This window comes from Halobacillus faecis (assembly GCF_007991335.1).
Taxonomy (GTDB): Bacteria; Bacillota; Bacilli; order Bacillales; family Halobacillaceae; genus Halobacillus; species Halobacillus faecis.
This window is the reverse complement of record NZ_BJYD01000026.1, coordinates 33,530-47,629: the sequence shown is the minus strand read 5'-3', so window position 1 is coordinate 47,629 and position 14,100 is coordinate 33,530. Positions and strand designations below refer to the sequence as shown.

15 protein-coding genes are annotated in these 14,100 nt (G+C 46.6%); 14 read left to right on the top strand and 1 reads right to left on the bottom strand.

The window, feature by feature from the left end:
* Window positions 1-10: 10 nt before the first annotated feature.
* The 12 genes from HFA01_RS13915 (at window position 11) to mdh (ending at window position 10,001) form a co-directional block, all read left to right on the top strand.
* Window positions 11-526, top strand: coding sequence for a EutP/PduV family microcompartment system protein (locus HFA01_RS13915; RefSeq protein WP_146817262.1), 516 nt, complete (start codon window positions 11-13; stop codon window positions 524-526).
* A 167-nt stretch (window positions 527-693) separates the two neighbouring features.
* The gene (locus HFA01_RS13910; protein WP_174787833.1) at window positions 694-2,124 is read left to right on the top strand and encodes an ethanolamine ammonia-lyase reactivating factor EutA; all 1,431 of its coding nucleotides are present in this window, start codon (window positions 694-696) and stop codon (window positions 2,122-2,124) included.
* A 17-nt stretch (window positions 2,125-2,141) separates the two neighbouring features.
* A complete protein-coding gene (locus HFA01_RS13905) occupies window positions 2,142-3,506 on the top strand; it encodes an ethanolamine ammonia-lyase subunit EutB (RefSeq protein ID WP_146817258.1) in 1,365 nt (454 codons plus the stop codon).
* Window positions 3,507-3,518: 12 nt separating this feature from the next.
* Window positions 3,519-4,487: an ethanolamine ammonia-lyase subunit EutC gene (gene eutC, locus HFA01_RS13900; protein ID WP_146817256.1), complete on the top strand. Its 969-nt coding sequence runs from the start codon at window positions 3,519-3,521 to the stop codon at window positions 4,485-4,487.
* 8 nt (window positions 4,488-4,495) lie between these two features.
* Window positions 4,496-5,149: an ethanolamine utilization microcompartment protein EutL gene (gene eutL, locus HFA01_RS13895; protein ID WP_146817254.1), complete on the top strand. Its 654-nt coding sequence runs from the start codon at window positions 4,496-4,498 to the stop codon at window positions 5,147-5,149.
* A 24-nt stretch (window positions 5,150-5,173) separates the two neighbouring features.
* Window positions 5,174-6,694, top strand: a complete 1,521-nt coding sequence (locus tag HFA01_RS13890; RefSeq protein ID WP_146817252.1) for an aldehyde dehydrogenase family protein — start codon at window positions 5,174-5,176, stop codon at window positions 6,692-6,694.
* A gap of 19 nt (window positions 6,695-6,713) precedes the next feature.
* Window positions 6,714-7,004, top strand: a complete 291-nt coding sequence (locus HFA01_RS13885) for a BMC domain-containing protein (protein WP_085028730.1) — start codon at window positions 6,714-6,716, stop codon at window positions 7,002-7,004.
* Between the two features lie 61 nt (window positions 7,005-7,065).
* Entirely contained in the window at window positions 7,066-7,725 is a 660-nt protein-coding gene (locus HFA01_RS13880; RefSeq protein ID WP_146817250.1) for a phosphate propanoyltransferase, read from the top strand.
* Window positions 7,718-8,344 carry a hypothetical protein gene (locus tag HFA01_RS13875; protein WP_146817248.1) on the top strand — a complete coding sequence of 209 codons (627 nt, stop codon included), beginning with the start codon at window positions 7,718-7,720 and terminating at the stop codon, window positions 8,342-8,344. The genes HFA01_RS13880 and HFA01_RS13875 overlap by 8 nt, the downstream gene beginning before the upstream one ends.
* Before the next feature lie 12 nt (window positions 8,345-8,356).
* Window positions 8,357-8,641: a EutN/CcmL family microcompartment protein gene (locus HFA01_RS13870; RefSeq protein WP_146817246.1), complete on the top strand. Its 285-nt coding sequence runs from the start codon at window positions 8,357-8,359 to the stop codon at window positions 8,639-8,641.
* On the top strand, window positions 8,634-9,038 hold the full coding sequence (locus HFA01_RS13865; RefSeq protein ID WP_146817244.1) for a BMC domain-containing protein: 405 nt from the start codon (window positions 8,634-8,636) through the stop codon (window positions 9,036-9,038). Before HFA01_RS13870 ends, HFA01_RS13865 begins: the two co-directional genes overlap by 8 nt.
* Window positions 9,039-9,053: 15 nt before the next feature.
* Window positions 9,054-10,001, top strand: coding sequence for a malate dehydrogenase (gene mdh, locus HFA01_RS13860; protein WP_146817242.1), 948 nt, complete (start codon window positions 9,054-9,056; stop codon window positions 9,999-10,001).
* Window positions 10,002-10,224: 223 nt separating this feature from the next.
* Here the strand turns inward: mdh and HFA01_RS13855 are convergent, their stop codons facing one another.
* Window positions 10,225-11,640 (bottom strand): alanine/glycine:cation symporter family protein, encoded by a 1,416-nt coding sequence (locus HFA01_RS13855; protein ID WP_146817239.1) that lies wholly within the window; start codon window positions 11,638-11,640, stop codon window positions 10,225-10,227.
* Between the two features lie 261 nt (window positions 11,641-11,901).
* Here HFA01_RS13855 and HFA01_RS13850 point away from each other — a divergent pair, with 261 nt between their 5' ends.
* Together HFA01_RS13850 and HFA01_RS13845 are read left to right on the top strand one after the other, a co-directional pair.
* The gene (locus HFA01_RS13850) at window positions 11,902-12,195 is read left to right on the top strand and encodes a YrhK family protein (protein ID WP_246139335.1); all 294 of its coding nucleotides are present in this window, start codon (window positions 11,902-11,904) and stop codon (window positions 12,193-12,195) included.
* A 325-nt stretch (window positions 12,196-12,520) separates the two neighbouring features.
* On the top strand, window positions 12,521-14,086 hold the full coding sequence (locus HFA01_RS13845) for an ABC transporter substrate-binding protein (RefSeq protein WP_146817235.1): 1,566 nt from the start codon (window positions 12,521-12,523) through the stop codon (window positions 14,084-14,086).
* Window positions 14,087-14,100: the final 14 nt, after the last annotated feature.

The following is a 14,100-nucleotide window of genomic DNA, read 5'->3' as shown; positions in this document are numbered from 1 at the left end:
GGGCGCTTCTATGTCAAAGCGAAATCGTGCGATGATGCTTGGATCGATTCGAGCAGGGAAGTCTACCCTCACCCATGCCTTGCTGGGGTACAAAGCAAAAGCGATGAAGACGCAGTCCCTTACTTATGAAGATTGGATTGTGGATACGCCAGGAGAATACACAGAAAATCCGATGTTCTATAAAAATATTATGGCGACTTCGCTTGAGGTGACGCATGTCTTATTTATTCAAGATCCAACGAAAAAGAAAGTCATTTTCCCCCCGGGGTTCAGTAAGGGTTTGAACAAACTGCCGATTGGAGTTGTAACGAAAGCCGATAATGAAGAGGCTGATGTCGATCGAGCGGTGGAACAGTTGAAGAAAGTGATGCCTAAAGGTCCGATTGTGGTTACGTCCGCTTTACAGGGGCAAGGGTTGGATGTGATTCGCCATCTTGTAGCCTGTTCGAGCCTGAATGAAATGAAAGATTTGATTGAAGATATGGAAAATGAGGACGTCATCTTCCATGAAACCCTTTACAAATGATGTCGAATAAATTAATATTCTGAATAAGAGCAATGCTACAAATGAATGGTACATGGGCAAAGGCGCCTTATACAACTATCCGAGAGGGATGGTTTGTGTAAGGCGTCTTTTTTTATTTGGATTTGGGATAAGAAAGGCACTTTGTTTTTTATGTGGAGGTGCGCTTCGTGAACGAGAGAAATAAAGAAGTGATCATAAGTGCAGGCATTGATATTGGAACGAGTACAACGAAACTTGTGATCAGCCGCTTATCATTGAGAAATACGGCGGGGATGACCCACATGCCCCGGATTGAGATTACGGATAAAGAAGTGATTTATGAAAGTCCGATTTTTCGTACCCCCCTGCTCGATGGAAAAGAGATCGACATGGAGAAGGTCGATGCCATGGTCCGGGATCAGTACAAAAAGGCGGGCATACAGGCATCGGATATCCAGACCGGCGCGGTAATTATTACAGGAGAGACGGCAACCAAGTCAAATGCCAAAGAAATGGTCAGTCATCTCTCTGACCATGCGGGAAAGTTCTTAGTTGCGACGGCAGGTCCAGATTTAGAATCAATCATCGCAGCCAAAGGATCCGGAGCTTTTGAATTATCAAAGAAAACAAACAAAACGGTGGCTAACATCGATATTGGAGGGGGAACCGCCAATACAGCCGTTTATCGATATGGAAAACTAGTCGGGACGTGCACGCTTCATGTCGGAGGCAAGCTGATGGAGTTTGATCATGACTCGATTCACTATCTATCACCTGCTGTTCAGAAGGTGAATGAAAAACTGGGATTAAATCTGACCATCGGGATGCAGCCTCACGAAAAGACGATTTCAAAACTCACCAATTATATGGCAGAAGTCATTCGGAAAATGCTAGATGGGGAGCTTGATGAGAACGAGCCTTTGCTGCTAGGGAACCTTCCACAATGGACAAGGTCGATCGATGTCGTCATGTTTTCCGGTGGCGTCTCTGAATGCATTTACCATCCAGAAGGGTGTACGTCGAATCATCTTTATAACGATATTGGAGTAAGCCTGGCTCAATCCCTCCTGGCTAACCCTCGCTTGCAGCTTAAAGAGTGGGAAATGCCTGGGGAAACCGTAAGAGCTACGGTTTTAGGCGCAGGGACTCAAACAACAGAAATCAGTGGAGCAACCATTCAAGTGGATAGCACAACCCTGCCTCTCCGGGATATGCCCGTTCACATGATTGATTTTAAGGAAGAATTTGAGTCCGTGCTTTCCTCCATGTCAGACCATATCCAGTCGGGAAGCCGCGTGTTTGATCCTCATGAAGAGGGGATGACCATGGCGATTTATCTATCCGATCTCCCGCTTCTCGGATTCAAGGATATCCAGAGGTTAGCCCAGGCCCTTGTCACAGCGTTTGATGAGCATCGTCCGTCCCAACCGTTAGTGATCATTTTGGAAAGGGATCTTGCTAAATCATTGGGTCAGGCTATTCAAGTCCTGGAGGCTGAGAGGGAAATGGTCTGTATCGACCAAATTAAAGTTGAGAATGGAGACTACTTGGACATCGGATCGAAACTTGATTCAGGCGTTGTCCCGGTCGTCATCAAAACACTGACATTTCATGAATAGGAAGGAGGAAACATCCTTTGAAACTATCTACCACCCACTTAGATCATACGTATCAATTTTCTTCCTTGAAGACGCTCTTCGCAAAAGCTAACGAAGAAAAATCCGGCGATCGACTCGCTGGAGTAGCGGCTGAAAGTGTCCAAGAAAGAATTGCGGCAAAAACGGTCCTTAGTGAACTGTTGTTGAAAGACATTCGGGAAAATCCGTTGCTTTCTCCAGAAGAAGATGAAGTTTCTAAAATCATTGATGGGCAGATCAATGAGCCTGTTTATCAGAAGATACAAAATTGGTCCGTGGCTGAACTCCGGGAATACATTCTTTCTAGTGAAACGACGGGGGAAGATCTGAAAAGAATCAGCCGTGGATTGAATAGTGAAATGATCGCGGCAACGGCGAAGCTGATGTCGAACTTAGACCTTGTCCACGCGGCCGACAAATTAGAGGTTGTGACCAAATGCAACATTGAAATTGGGCAAAAAGGGACGCTCGCTTCTCGCTTACAGCCGAACCACCCGACGGACAATATCGATGGGATGATGGCCTCATTAAGAGAGGGACTCTCTTATGGGATCGGGGATGCAGTCATTGGCATCAATCCTGTGGAAGAATCCGTAGAAAGTGTGAAGCGTCTTCTTCATGGGACAAAAGATTTCTTGGAAGAGTGGGACATTCCCACACAAAACTGTGTGCTCGCTCATGTCACGGCCCAAATGAAGGCGATTGAACAAGGAGCACCGGCCGATATGATTTTCCAAAGTATTGCCGGCACAGAAACAGCGAACCGCTCCTTCGGTATTGACGCTGCTATTCTTGGGGAAGCGAACGAACTGGCTAAAAGCAAAGGCACCGGCACAGGACCTCAGCATCTATATTTTGAAACGGGTCAAGGATCCGAGCTATCTGCGGAAGCCCATCACGGCATCGATCAAATGACGCTGGAAGCACGAAATTATGGTTTCGCCAAGTACTATGACCCTTTCATTGTCAACACCGTTGTTGGCTTTATCGGACCCGAGTACCTCTACAACACGAAACAAGTAATTCGCGCAGGGCTTGAGGACCATTTTATGGGGAAAATGCACCTGATTCCGATGGGTGTGGACATTTGCTACACGAACCATATGAAAGCAGACCAAAATGATATGGAAGACTTAGGAGTCTTATTATCAACAGCTGGGGTCAATTTCATCATCGCCACTCCTATGGGAGATGATTGCATGTTGAATTATCAATCGATGAGCTATCATGATGTCGCGACATTGAGAGAAACGTTCGGCAGACGGCCGTCTCCGAGATTTGAGAAGTGGCTTGAGGACATGGGCATCATGGAAAGTGGCCGTTTAACCAGCCAAGCCGGTAATCCGGTGTTATTCACTCGATAGGAGGTGAAGGAAATGGATCAGCAAACCATTGAAAAAGTCACTCGGCTTGTCATGGAGAAAATGAAAGATAAAAAAACACAACCTTCCTCCCGAACATCGGAAGTGAAGATATGGGATCATACATCCGCCAACAATCAGTTTGAGTCTATAGCGTCTGCAGACAATGCTGATGATGAGGTCGAGGGTAGAGCTGTCCTTTCAAAGTTTCCCAATCAATCGGAGAAGAAGAAGCCAAAAAACGAACCCATCCCCCCTTCGACTCCGGAGGGCGATGAAACGGACGACTTGAAAGAATTAAAGAGTAAAACTCCTGCCAGGATTGGTGTGGGACGGGCAGGCGTAAGACCGAAAACGGACACGTGGCTTCGCTTCCGATACGACCATGCGGCAGCGGTAGACGCGGTCTATGGGAATGTTGATCGCAGTCTGTTAGAAAGCTTGGATTTGTTTGTCGTGAACACGAAGGTGACGGACCAAGAAACCTACATCCGAAGACCGGATTATGGCCGAAAGCTTTCGGATGAATCGAAAGAGATCATCCGGGAAAAGTGCCGGAAAAATCCCGAAGTCCAAATTATCGTGTCCGACGGTTTAAGTTCAAAAGCGATTGATGAGAACTTAGAGGATGTGTATTTATCGCTGCAACAGTCTTTGAAGAGCCTCGGTCTTGATGTGGGGACGCCTTTCTTCATAGAGAAAGGACGTGTGGCAGCGATGGATGAAGTAGGGGAAGAACTTCAACCAGAAGTCATAGTCTATCTGATTGGGGAGCGACCTGGATTGATTAGTGCAGAATCGATGAGTGCTTATCTCTGCTATAAACCAAGGGTAGGGACGATTGAATCCCAGCGTCAAGTGGTTTCAAACATCCACCGTGGAGGCATTCCGCCGGTTGAGGCGGGAGCTTACTTAGGGGGAGTCATTGAAAAGATCTTACATTACGAAGCAAGTGGTGTCGAGCTTGTGAAAAAGGAAAGGTAGGAGAGACGATGAAGTTAGAGCCCATCTATGCAGAAGTTCTTTCAACCCGGGTGATTCCGAATGTTGATCCACAGCTTTCCGAGAAATTAAATCTATCAACCTCACAAAACAGCCTAGGATTATTCACCGTCACCATGGATGATGTTGGAGTGACCGCCCTGGATGAAGCGACGAAGAAGGCAGCGGTTGATGTCGTCTACGCCCGATCTTTTTACGCAGGCGCCGATCACGCCTCCGGTCCTTTATCTGGTGAATTCTTAGGCATCGTCGCTGGACCAGATCCTGATGAAGTTAAGAGTGCGATGGAGGCCATTCATCAGGTCATCGATGGTGGAGCTTACTTTGAGGCATTGAATGAAGAGAAAACCCACAGTTTGTTTGCCCATGTGGTTTCTAGTACAGGATCCTTTTTATCCAAAGAAGCTGGCATTCCTGAGGGACAGGCCCTTGCTTATGTCATTGCTCCTCCACTGGAAGCTACATACGGGCTGGATGCAGCTTTAAAAGCTTCTGATGTTGAGCTTGCCTGTTTTTATGGACCACCAACCGAAACCAACTTCGGGGGCGGGTTACTCGCAGGGTCACAATCCTCCTGTATGGCTGCCGCTGATGCTTTTCGTCAGGCCGTGTGGGAGATCGCCAACCAACCCAAGCGTACGTAAGGATTAGAAGGGAGTGTAGGATTTATGGAACTGGATTATGATTTAGAGTCAATTCAAGGAATGAGAACCGCTCTAAAGCGAGCGAAAGCTGCTCAAAAAGAATATGAATCGTTTACCCAGGAACAAGTCGACCGTATTGTCACCGCCGTAGCGGAAGCCGCCCACGCAAAAGCGAGATCCCTTGCTGAAAAGGCCGTGGAAGAGACGGGCATGGGGGTCGTCGAGCATAAAACCATTAAGAACCAGGTCGGTTCCAAAGATGTCTATGAATCCATTAAAAATGAAAAGACCGTTGGGGTGATATATCGAGACACTGCAAAAAAAGTCACTGAATTTGCTTATCCATTTGGTGTCGTTGCAGCGATCATCCCAACTACGAATCCGACCTCGACAGCCATCTATAAAACATTGATTTCATTAAAAACGAGGAACGCAATTGTGGTCAGCCCTCACCCTTCCGCTGTTAAATGCACGATTGCAGCGCTGAAGATTTGTCATGATGCGGCTGTCCAAGCAGGCGCACCAGAGGGGATTGTCGGCTGGATTTCCAAGCCATCAATGCCCGCGACGACAGAGTTGATCCAGCATAGAGATACGAGTGTCATTTTGGCCACAGGTGGAGGTGGACTTGTCCGGGCAGCGTATAGTTCTGGGAAGCCAGCCTATGGTGTCGGTCCTGGGAACGTCCCTGTGTATTTGGAGAAATCCTGTCAGGTGAAAAAAGCGGTTCAAATGGTCATGGATAGTAAAACGTTTGACAATGGAACCATCTGTGCCACCGAACAAGCGATTGTCGTCGATCAAAACATTAAAGAAATGACCGTAAGAGAATTGAAGAATCAAAGGGCCTATTTTTTAGAGGGCGAGGAGAAAGAAAAAGTTGCGGCCGTCCTCTCTCCGGCACCTGGGAAAATCAATCCGAAAATCGTTGGGCGTCCAGCGACCACGATCGCACAAATGGCAGGGGTGAACGTCCCAAGCGATACAAGGGTGCTCATCGCGGAAGAAACGCGAGTAGGAAAAGATGTTCCCTTCTCACTAGAGAAGCTCTCGCCCGTTTTTGCTTTATATACGGTGAAAGATGTGGATCAGGCGAAAGCCCAATGCATCGAGCTTTTGAATTTAGGAGGGCGGGGTCATAGTCTATCCATTCATACAAGCGATGATCAAATTGCTGAAATGTTTGGACATGAAATGCCGGTTTCCCGCTTGATGGTCAATACCCTTTCCAGTATAGGAGCGGTCGGGGCGACAACGAATTTGAAACCTTCGTTGACGCTGGGATGTGGTTCTTATGGAGGGAATATCACTTCAGATAACATCACGGCACGGCATTTAGTGAACATCAAGAGGCTCGCATATGGAGTGAAAGATGTGGAGATTCCGAAGCCATCCGCAACTGTGCAGTCCCCTAAACAAGCGGATCCTGAAGAGAATGATTTAGAGAAAGTGATTTCTGAAGTGTTAAAGAAAGTCGATAGTGAAGAGGTTGATCCGCAGAAGGTTTCTGCAATTGTAGGTAAAGTATTACAAAAATATCAATAAAACTTAGGAGGAATTTACAATGGCATTGAATGGCGCATTAGGCATGATCGAAACGAAAGGTTTAGTAGCATCCGTAGAGGCAGCAGACGCAATGGTGAAAGCAGCAAACGTGAACTTAGTTGGAAAAATCCATGTAGGTGGAGGAATTGTGACGATTCTAGTAAGTGGGGATGTAGGAGCCGTTAAAGCGGCTACTGAATCGGGAAGCGCAGCCGCTCAACGAGTAGGAGAGTTACTATCCGTACACGTGATCCCACGTCCACACAACGAATTGGAAAGCATTCTTCCAAAAATCGACGCCGCTCAATAAATAGATTTTCAAACATCTACTTACCTATTTTAAGGATAGGTAAGGAAAGTGAGGAAACAAAATGGCTCGAGAAGACTTAGAATCGATTGTAGAAGAAGTGATGCAGGAACTCTTGCATTCGAACCATACGTCTAGCGAGGTCCCGATCGGGGTCTCAGCTAGACATTGTCATTTGGACAAGGCTAGTTTAGAAACCCTGTTTGGCCAAGGGTATGAATTGAGTGAAAAAGCTCCTCTTTCCCAACCCGGTCAATTCGCTGCCAACGAAACGGTAACGATCGCAGGCCCGAAAGGAAGTATAGCAAAGGTGAGGATCCTTGGACCGCTTCGTAGCTCCCCGCAGGTTGAAGTGAGTCAAACCGATGCTTTTAAGCTGGGAGTGAAGCCTCCGATCAGGCAATCCGGACAGACAAAGAACTCGAGTCCTTTCACGATTATAGGTCCGAAAGGGAGTTTATATCTCGAAGAAGGGTTGATTTTGGCCCAAGCTCATATTCATATGCACCCGGATGATGCGGATCGTTTCCAAGTGAGGGACGGGGAAGTGGTTGAAGTTGCGGTCAATAACCCAGGCCGTGCTGTCCGTTTTTCTAAAACGGTGATCCGTGTTTCGGAGAAGTATCAATTAGAGATGCATATCGATACAGATGAAGCCAATGCAGGGGCTATCCAGACCGGGCAAAAAGGAATACTCACAAAGGGTGCGCCCACCTATGTATGATCGAAAGCTGATCAAAGAAATTGTGGCGGAGATTCTAAAGGAACAAGGTCATGATCCTGTTTCAAAACCCACACTTCATGTCATTACATCAGAAGGGATTCCGGAAGATTTAGAGGAGTGGAAATCCAGCTGGCATTTGAACTGGATAAAGCCTGAGGATGTAGAAGGTCTTGATTTTCCTTCTCATGCGTTGTTCCCTCACGTTGACCAGGACTTGTTTGTGAAGAGTGCGCTCGGCCTTGCGGATACAGCGGAAAGTCGTTGTTTTTCTAGGTTGGTGAGTAGCGGAACGAGGGTTCAGTTTCGATTGGATCGATCGTTGGACTGGATCTTCACACCTTCGGAGGGAATCCCCGCTCCTTATGTTGAACGTTTGCGGTCCTATAAAGAAGATTTGCTGTCGTTTAGGGTTTCTGTATTGCCATCAGGAGACGTGTTATCTCCTCCAGGGGAAACGTCAAGTTCTCCCTTTTATTACGCTGGGAAGCTGCTGACTCAAAAGGAAGTGAGTGAATGGCTTTACAACGACATTCACATCTCAAAAGAAACGATCGTCACTCCTCTAGCAAAAGATGCAGCACGAGAAGCAAACCTTATTATTTCTATCGAGGAGTCCTAGGAGGTTGGATGTATGGTTGTAGGAGAAGTTATCGGGAATATTTGGGCGACGAGAAAAGAAGACGGACTCGTCGGTCTCAAATTCTTAGTCGTGAAGCCTGATCACCAAGCAAGCACTCCGGAAGCTTCAACCTTTGTAGCGGTTGACCGGATTGGAGCTGGGGTGGGCGATAAGGTGATGGTCACAAGAGGGAGTGCAAGCTCTCATTTACAGGAGGGCCCGGCTATTCCTATTGATGCATTAATTATTGGTATTATCGATTCCGTCGAAGTAGAAAGGGGTGGAGCAAATGGCTAAAGCTTTAGGCATGATTGAGACGAGAGGGCTTATTGGTTCAATTGAAGCGGCAGATGCCATGGTAAAAGCGGCCAATGTCACGCTTGTGAAACAGGAGAAAATTGATGCTGCGTTGGTAACGGTTCTTGTTGAAGGCGATGTGAGTGCTGTACAGGCAGCTGTCGATGCAGGAAAAGAAGCGGTGAATCGTGTAGGTGAACTTGTAGGATATCACGTCATTCCACATCCGGACGACGAAACTGGAGTGATCCTCACAAAGGACGGGAAGGAAAGCGTAAATCAAACTTCCAGTCCACCTTCAAAGCCAAAACCTAAGGCAGCTCCGAAGCGGAGAAAGAAAGCACCTTCCCAAGACCAAGGGAATGAAACAAACAACGAAGAAAGTGAAGCACAGTAATAGGAGGCAGGAGACATGTCATTCAAGCGATATAAATTTGCCGTTGTCGGAGCAGGCTATACGGGTACCACGGCGGCCCTCATGATTGCACAAAAAGAATTAGGCGACGTTGTCCTCGTTGATATCCCATCGATGAAGAACCCAACCAAAGGGAAAGCGCTTGATATGTTGGAAGCATCCCCTGTACAAAAGTTTGATTCGAATATTACAGGAACCTCTGATTATAAAGACATTCAAGATGCCGACATGGTTATCATCACCGCAGGGATTCCAAGAAAGCCAGGAATGAGCCGGGATGAGCTTGTAGAAACCAATGCGAAAATCATGAAAGACGTCTCTGAAAACGTGAAAAAATATGCACCCGATAGTTATATTCTCGTCCTGAGTAATCCTGTCGATGCGATGACCTATGTCTGTTACAAGACGACGGGCTTTCCAAAGAACCGCGTGATCGGTCAGTCTGGGGTCCTGGATACGGCACGCTTTAACACGTTTGTCTCTCAAGAACTGGGCGTTTCTGTTGAAGATGTCTCAGGTTTCGTCTTAGGGGGACACGGGGACAGTATGGTGCCGCTTGTCCGTTATTCCTATGCGGGCGGCATCCCGCTCGATAAACTATTAAGAGAAGACCAACTCCAGGATATCGTCGAACGTACGCGTAAAGGAGGAGGAGAGATCGTTAATCTTCTCGGTCAAGGAAGTGCTTATTATGCACCAGCCGCTTCTCTTGTAGAAATGGCTGAAGCGATTGTGAAAGATAAGAAGAGAATCCTGCCTTCGATTGCTTACTTAGAAGGAGAATACGGCTACGAGGACATCTACTTAGGTGTGCCGACGATTCTCGGTGGAAACGGCATTGAAAGTGTCATTGAGTTGCCGCTGAAGGATGAAGAGAAATCCTCACTAGATCGTTCAGCAGATGCCGTGAAAGATGTGCTGCGTCCACTCAAAGAAATTTACTAATACCTGAACCACCCTGGCAGGTGGCTCACCCATGTTAGGACGAAATGGATGTAAAGAGAAGTACAGGGGTATGCGCTTTTGCGGTGCATGCCCCTGTGCTTTTTCTCTTGTTTGGAGAGACGGATGATCGAAGGGATGCGTTGAAGTGTGTGCTACATAGCTTTTCATAATAGAAAGAAGACGTAAAAAAACCTGTCCGTAGACAGGTTTTTTTACTATCCAGCTAGCTTGCTTTCGAACGCGTGTACGTTTGCTGGTGAAGGTAGTTATGAAAGTAATCGTTCGTTTCACTCTTAATCACCTTATAAAGAAGTAATAAGGCGATTAAGTTCGGAATCATCATTAGTGCATTCGCCATATTGGCAAATGCCCACACAAGGTCCAGCTGCATGACAGCTCCCATGAACGTTGCCGTAATATAAATGAAACGATACGGAACGATGTAGCGAAGGCCAAGCAAGTATTCAAAGCACTTCTCACCGTACATGTACCAGCCGACGATTGTGGAGAATCCAAAGAAGATGACCGAAAAGGCGACGATGTACTCTCCAATCGTTCCTAAGGCATGTCCGAACGCTGCACTTGTGAGCGCGCCGCCGTCAAGCCCGGTCGCGTGCTGGACCCCTGAGATTGCTCCGCCTGATGGATCCCAGAAACCGGTCATAATCAGGACTAAACCAGTCATCGTACACACGACGATCGTCACGATGAAGGTACCTGTCATCGCAACCAATGCCTGCTTGACTGGATGATCGGTTTTGGCGTTTCCGGCAATCAATGCGGCTGTACCTAAACCTGCTTCGTTAGAGAAGATCCCGCGTGAAACACCGCTTCGGACCGCTTCCATGACGACCACTCCAGCAAATCCACCGGCGGCGGAAACGGGACTGAAGGCGTATTGGAAGATCAACTCAAAGGCAGGGATAATCGCATCGTAATTGGCGATGATGATGAATACCGCTCCACCTATGTACAAGAAGGCCATAATCGGTACGAAAAATCCTGCGACTGTACTGATCCGCTGAATGCCGCCGAATATAATCAGCCCCGTTAAGATGGCAAGGACGGCTCCTGTAAACCAGCCGTTGATATGAAAGCTTTCTGTCATCACATCAGAAATGGTATTGGATTGGACACTGTTTCCAATGCCTAAGGCAGCGAAAGCTCCGAATAAGGCAAAGGCAACAGCAAGCCATTTCCACTTCCTGCCGATGCCATGTTCGACATAATACATCGGGCCGCCGGAATATTCCCCGTTTTCATTCTTTACCCGATATTTCATCGCGAGCAGGGCTTCCGAGTACTTGGTCGCCATCCCCAGCAAACCGACGACCCACATCCAGAAGATCGCTCCGGGACCACCAAGTGTCAAAGCTGTTGCGACACCGGCAATATTTCCGTTTCCGATTGTCGCTGATAGCGCTGTCATTAGTGTTTTAAAATTACTGATATCCCCTTGTGAATCTTCAGATGCTTCTGATTTGTCTTCTTTTGTGAAAGCAAGTTTGAAGGCATAGAACAGCTTGCTGAACTGCAGACCTTTCAATATGAAGGTCAAGAACAACCCTGTTCCGAATAACAGGATCAAACTGGGCGTTCCCCATAGAACATCATTGATTTGATTCAATACATCTAACATGATAAACCCTCCTATTCTAGTTGTAACCGTCTATGTAGGGCGGTCTTTGTACAAGGTCCATGTTCTACCCTATCACGTTTCCATCTATAAACGTTCGTTGAAACTACAAAATATAAGCGCTTACATTTGTGTGAAAGGTACAAAAAGAATCCAACATTCTTAAAACGCCTGATTATCTACGCAATCCATCTTTTCAAGTGGTTTCTTTCCGGGTAAGTCATTCTATACGAAAGAAGGAATAGTTCAATGGGAGGTGAGCGTTTGTCGAATCAAAAGTCTGACCAGCAGAAGTATGTCGATCTTCATGTCGGAAAGCACGATATCTTTTTCAAGAAAACCTATGACATTCTTTATACGATCAATGACGTGTTGCTTGGTGTCTGGTTCTTAGTCGGGAGTATCTTCTTTTATTTCGAACATTTGAAGACGTGGGGCGTCACGTTGTTTGTACTTGGAAGTGTGCAAATGCTGATTCGTCCGACTATCCGGCTTGTGCATTATTTTCATATGCGTAGAGAATACGCGAAGCAATATGAAAAGACACATGGTTCCTAAGGTCGGAGCGAGGAGAGAGGCGTGGACAGTCGGATCGTCTTCCGTGAGAGGGAGAAGAATGAAACATTGATAGAATTTTAAAAGAGATGCATGAGCCTAATTGAAGAGGCGCATGCATTTTTTGTTTGGCCTGCAGCAGCGTCTCTCCATTGATTTATAGAATGATAGAAAGAAGGTTGTAAAAATCCAAGCTTGTTTCTTGGAATACATTACGAAAAATAAGTTTCATATTCGTGTTTCGTCACATATCATTACGAATCGATCTTTTATACAATGAATTTACTGTTTTTTAACAATATACTGAAAATTTAAGAGGAGGAACAAAATGAAGAAACGTTATTGGGTAGTGTTACTCGTCATTTTCACAATGGTTCTATCCGGGTGTCAGGATCCTACGAAGACAAGTACTTCTGGGAATGAAGAAGGAGGAGAAGAGTCCTCAGGCGATGGGGAGGGCGGTACGTTAACGATTACCGACCTTACGGATGCACAAAGCCTGGACCCTCACACCGTTACGGATGCGGCTTCCATGCGTTATATCGAGAATATGTACAATACATTGTTCCGTTATAAGAGTGACGCCTATGGTGAAGTGGAAGGAGAGCTTGTCAACGATTACGAAGTTTCTGAAGATGGAAAAACGTACACCTTCACCCTTCATGAGGGTGTGACCTTCCATAACGGTGATCCATTGACGTCTGAAGATGTGAAGTATTCCATCGAACGGATTATCGATAGTGAAGTGAGAAAGGCTCAGTTCGATGCACTGGAAAGTATCGAGACTCCTTCTGAAACAGAGGTTGTCGTGACACTGAAGAAGCCGGTCGCTCCATTCGTAACGTTTCTTGCGAATCCGATGAATGCGATTGTAAACCAAACGGTTGTCGATGAAAATGACGGGGACCTATCCAATGCGGATGCGGGAAGCGGTGCTTTCCAACTGGTCAACTGGACGAAGGACCAGGAGATGGTGCTCGAGAAGTTCGAAGATTACTTTAAAGAAGACCTTCCATACTTAGATCAAGTCGTCTGGCGTTCCATTCCAGATGAAACGGCTCGTTCAACAGCGATCCGTAACGGCGAAATCGACATTATTTTGCAAGCGGAACCAAAAGACATTGAGCTGATGGAAAAAGCGGAAGGGGTTCAGGTCGAGAGTGTACCAGGAACCTATTGGGAGTACGTTGGTCTGAATACGGAAGAAGGACCGCTTGCTGAGAAGAACGTGCGTCAGGCGATTGCCTGGGCGACAGATCGCGGTGCGATTAACGAAGCGGTTAAATTCGGGAAAGCTTCTCCACTCCTAAGTGGGAATATTCCAGAAAACCACTGGGCTCACCTTGAAGAAGAGGTTTATCCAGAACCAGATCTTGAGAAAGCGAAGCAGTTGCTTGAAGAAGCCGGTTACGGAGACGGATTGGATCTGAAGATGAAAGTGGGTACAAACCAATACCAGATTGATGCGGCGCAGGTGATCAAGCAGCAGCTGAAAGAAGTGGGCATCAATGTCGAAGTTGTTTCGCAGGAGAAAAGTGTATTCTTTGAAGCGCTTGGATCTGGTGACTTTGAAATGACGGTTGTCGGCTGGGTTGGTTTTGTTGATCCGGACGAGTTCCTGTACAACATTTTCCACACTGATGGCAAGTACAATCAGCAGAATTACTCCAATTCTGAAGTAGATGAGCTTCTGGAACAGGGCCGGACGGAAATGGACCAGGAGAAGCGTAAAGAAATTTATGACCAGGCTCAAGCGATCATTGCTGAAGACGCCCCGATGGTCTTCCTTTATGCCAACCCGCATATCTCCGCCATTCGTGATCGAGTGAAAGGGTTTGAAGTAACGCCTACGGTAACGACAAAGTCTCTGGAAAAAACAAAAATCGAAGAATAAGAAAAGGGGAAAAG

Bases quoted from the DNA above. Each gene is read 5' to 3' on its own strand.
- HFA01_RS13915 (WP_146817262.1), top strand. From the start codon at position 11: ATGTCAAAGCGAAATCGTGCGATGATGCTTGGATCGATTCGAGCAGGG.
- HFA01_RS13855 (WP_146817239.1), bottom strand. From the start codon at position 11,640: ATGTTAGATGTATTGAATCAAATCAATGATGTTCTATGGGGAACGCCC.
- eutC (WP_146817256.1), top strand. From the start codon at position 3,519: ATGGATCAGCAAACCATTGAAAAAGTCACTCGGCTTGTCATGGAGAAA.
- HFA01_RS13865 (WP_146817244.1), top strand. From the start codon at position 8,634: ATGGCTAAAGCTTTAGGCATGATTGAGACGAGAGGGCTTATTGGTTCA.
- HFA01_RS13870 (WP_146817246.1), top strand. From the start codon at position 8,357: ATGGTTGTAGGAGAAGTTATCGGGAATATTTGGGCGACGAGAAAAGAA.
- mdh (WP_146817242.1), top strand. From the start codon at position 9,054: ATGTCATTCAAGCGATATAAATTTGCCGTTGTCGGAGCAGGCTATACG.
- eutL (WP_146817254.1), top strand. From the start codon at position 4,496: ATGAAGTTAGAGCCCATCTATGCAGAAGTTCTTTCAACCCGGGTGATT.
- HFA01_RS13875 (WP_146817248.1), top strand. From the start codon at position 7,718: ATGTATGATCGAAAGCTGATCAAAGAAATTGTGGCGGAGATTCTAAAG.
- HFA01_RS13890 (WP_146817252.1), top strand. From the start codon at position 5,174: ATGGAACTGGATTATGATTTAGAGTCAATTCAAGGAATGAGAACCGCT.
- HFA01_RS13845 (WP_146817235.1), top strand. From the start codon at position 12,521: ATGAAGAAACGTTATTGGGTAGTGTTACTCGTCATTTTCACAATGGTT.
- HFA01_RS13885 (WP_085028730.1), top strand. From the start codon at position 6,714: ATGGCATTGAATGGCGCATTAGGCATGATCGAAACGAAAGGTTTAGTA.
- HFA01_RS13880 (WP_146817250.1), top strand. From the start codon at position 7,066: ATGGCTCGAGAAGACTTAGAATCGATTGTAGAAGAAGTGATGCAGGAA.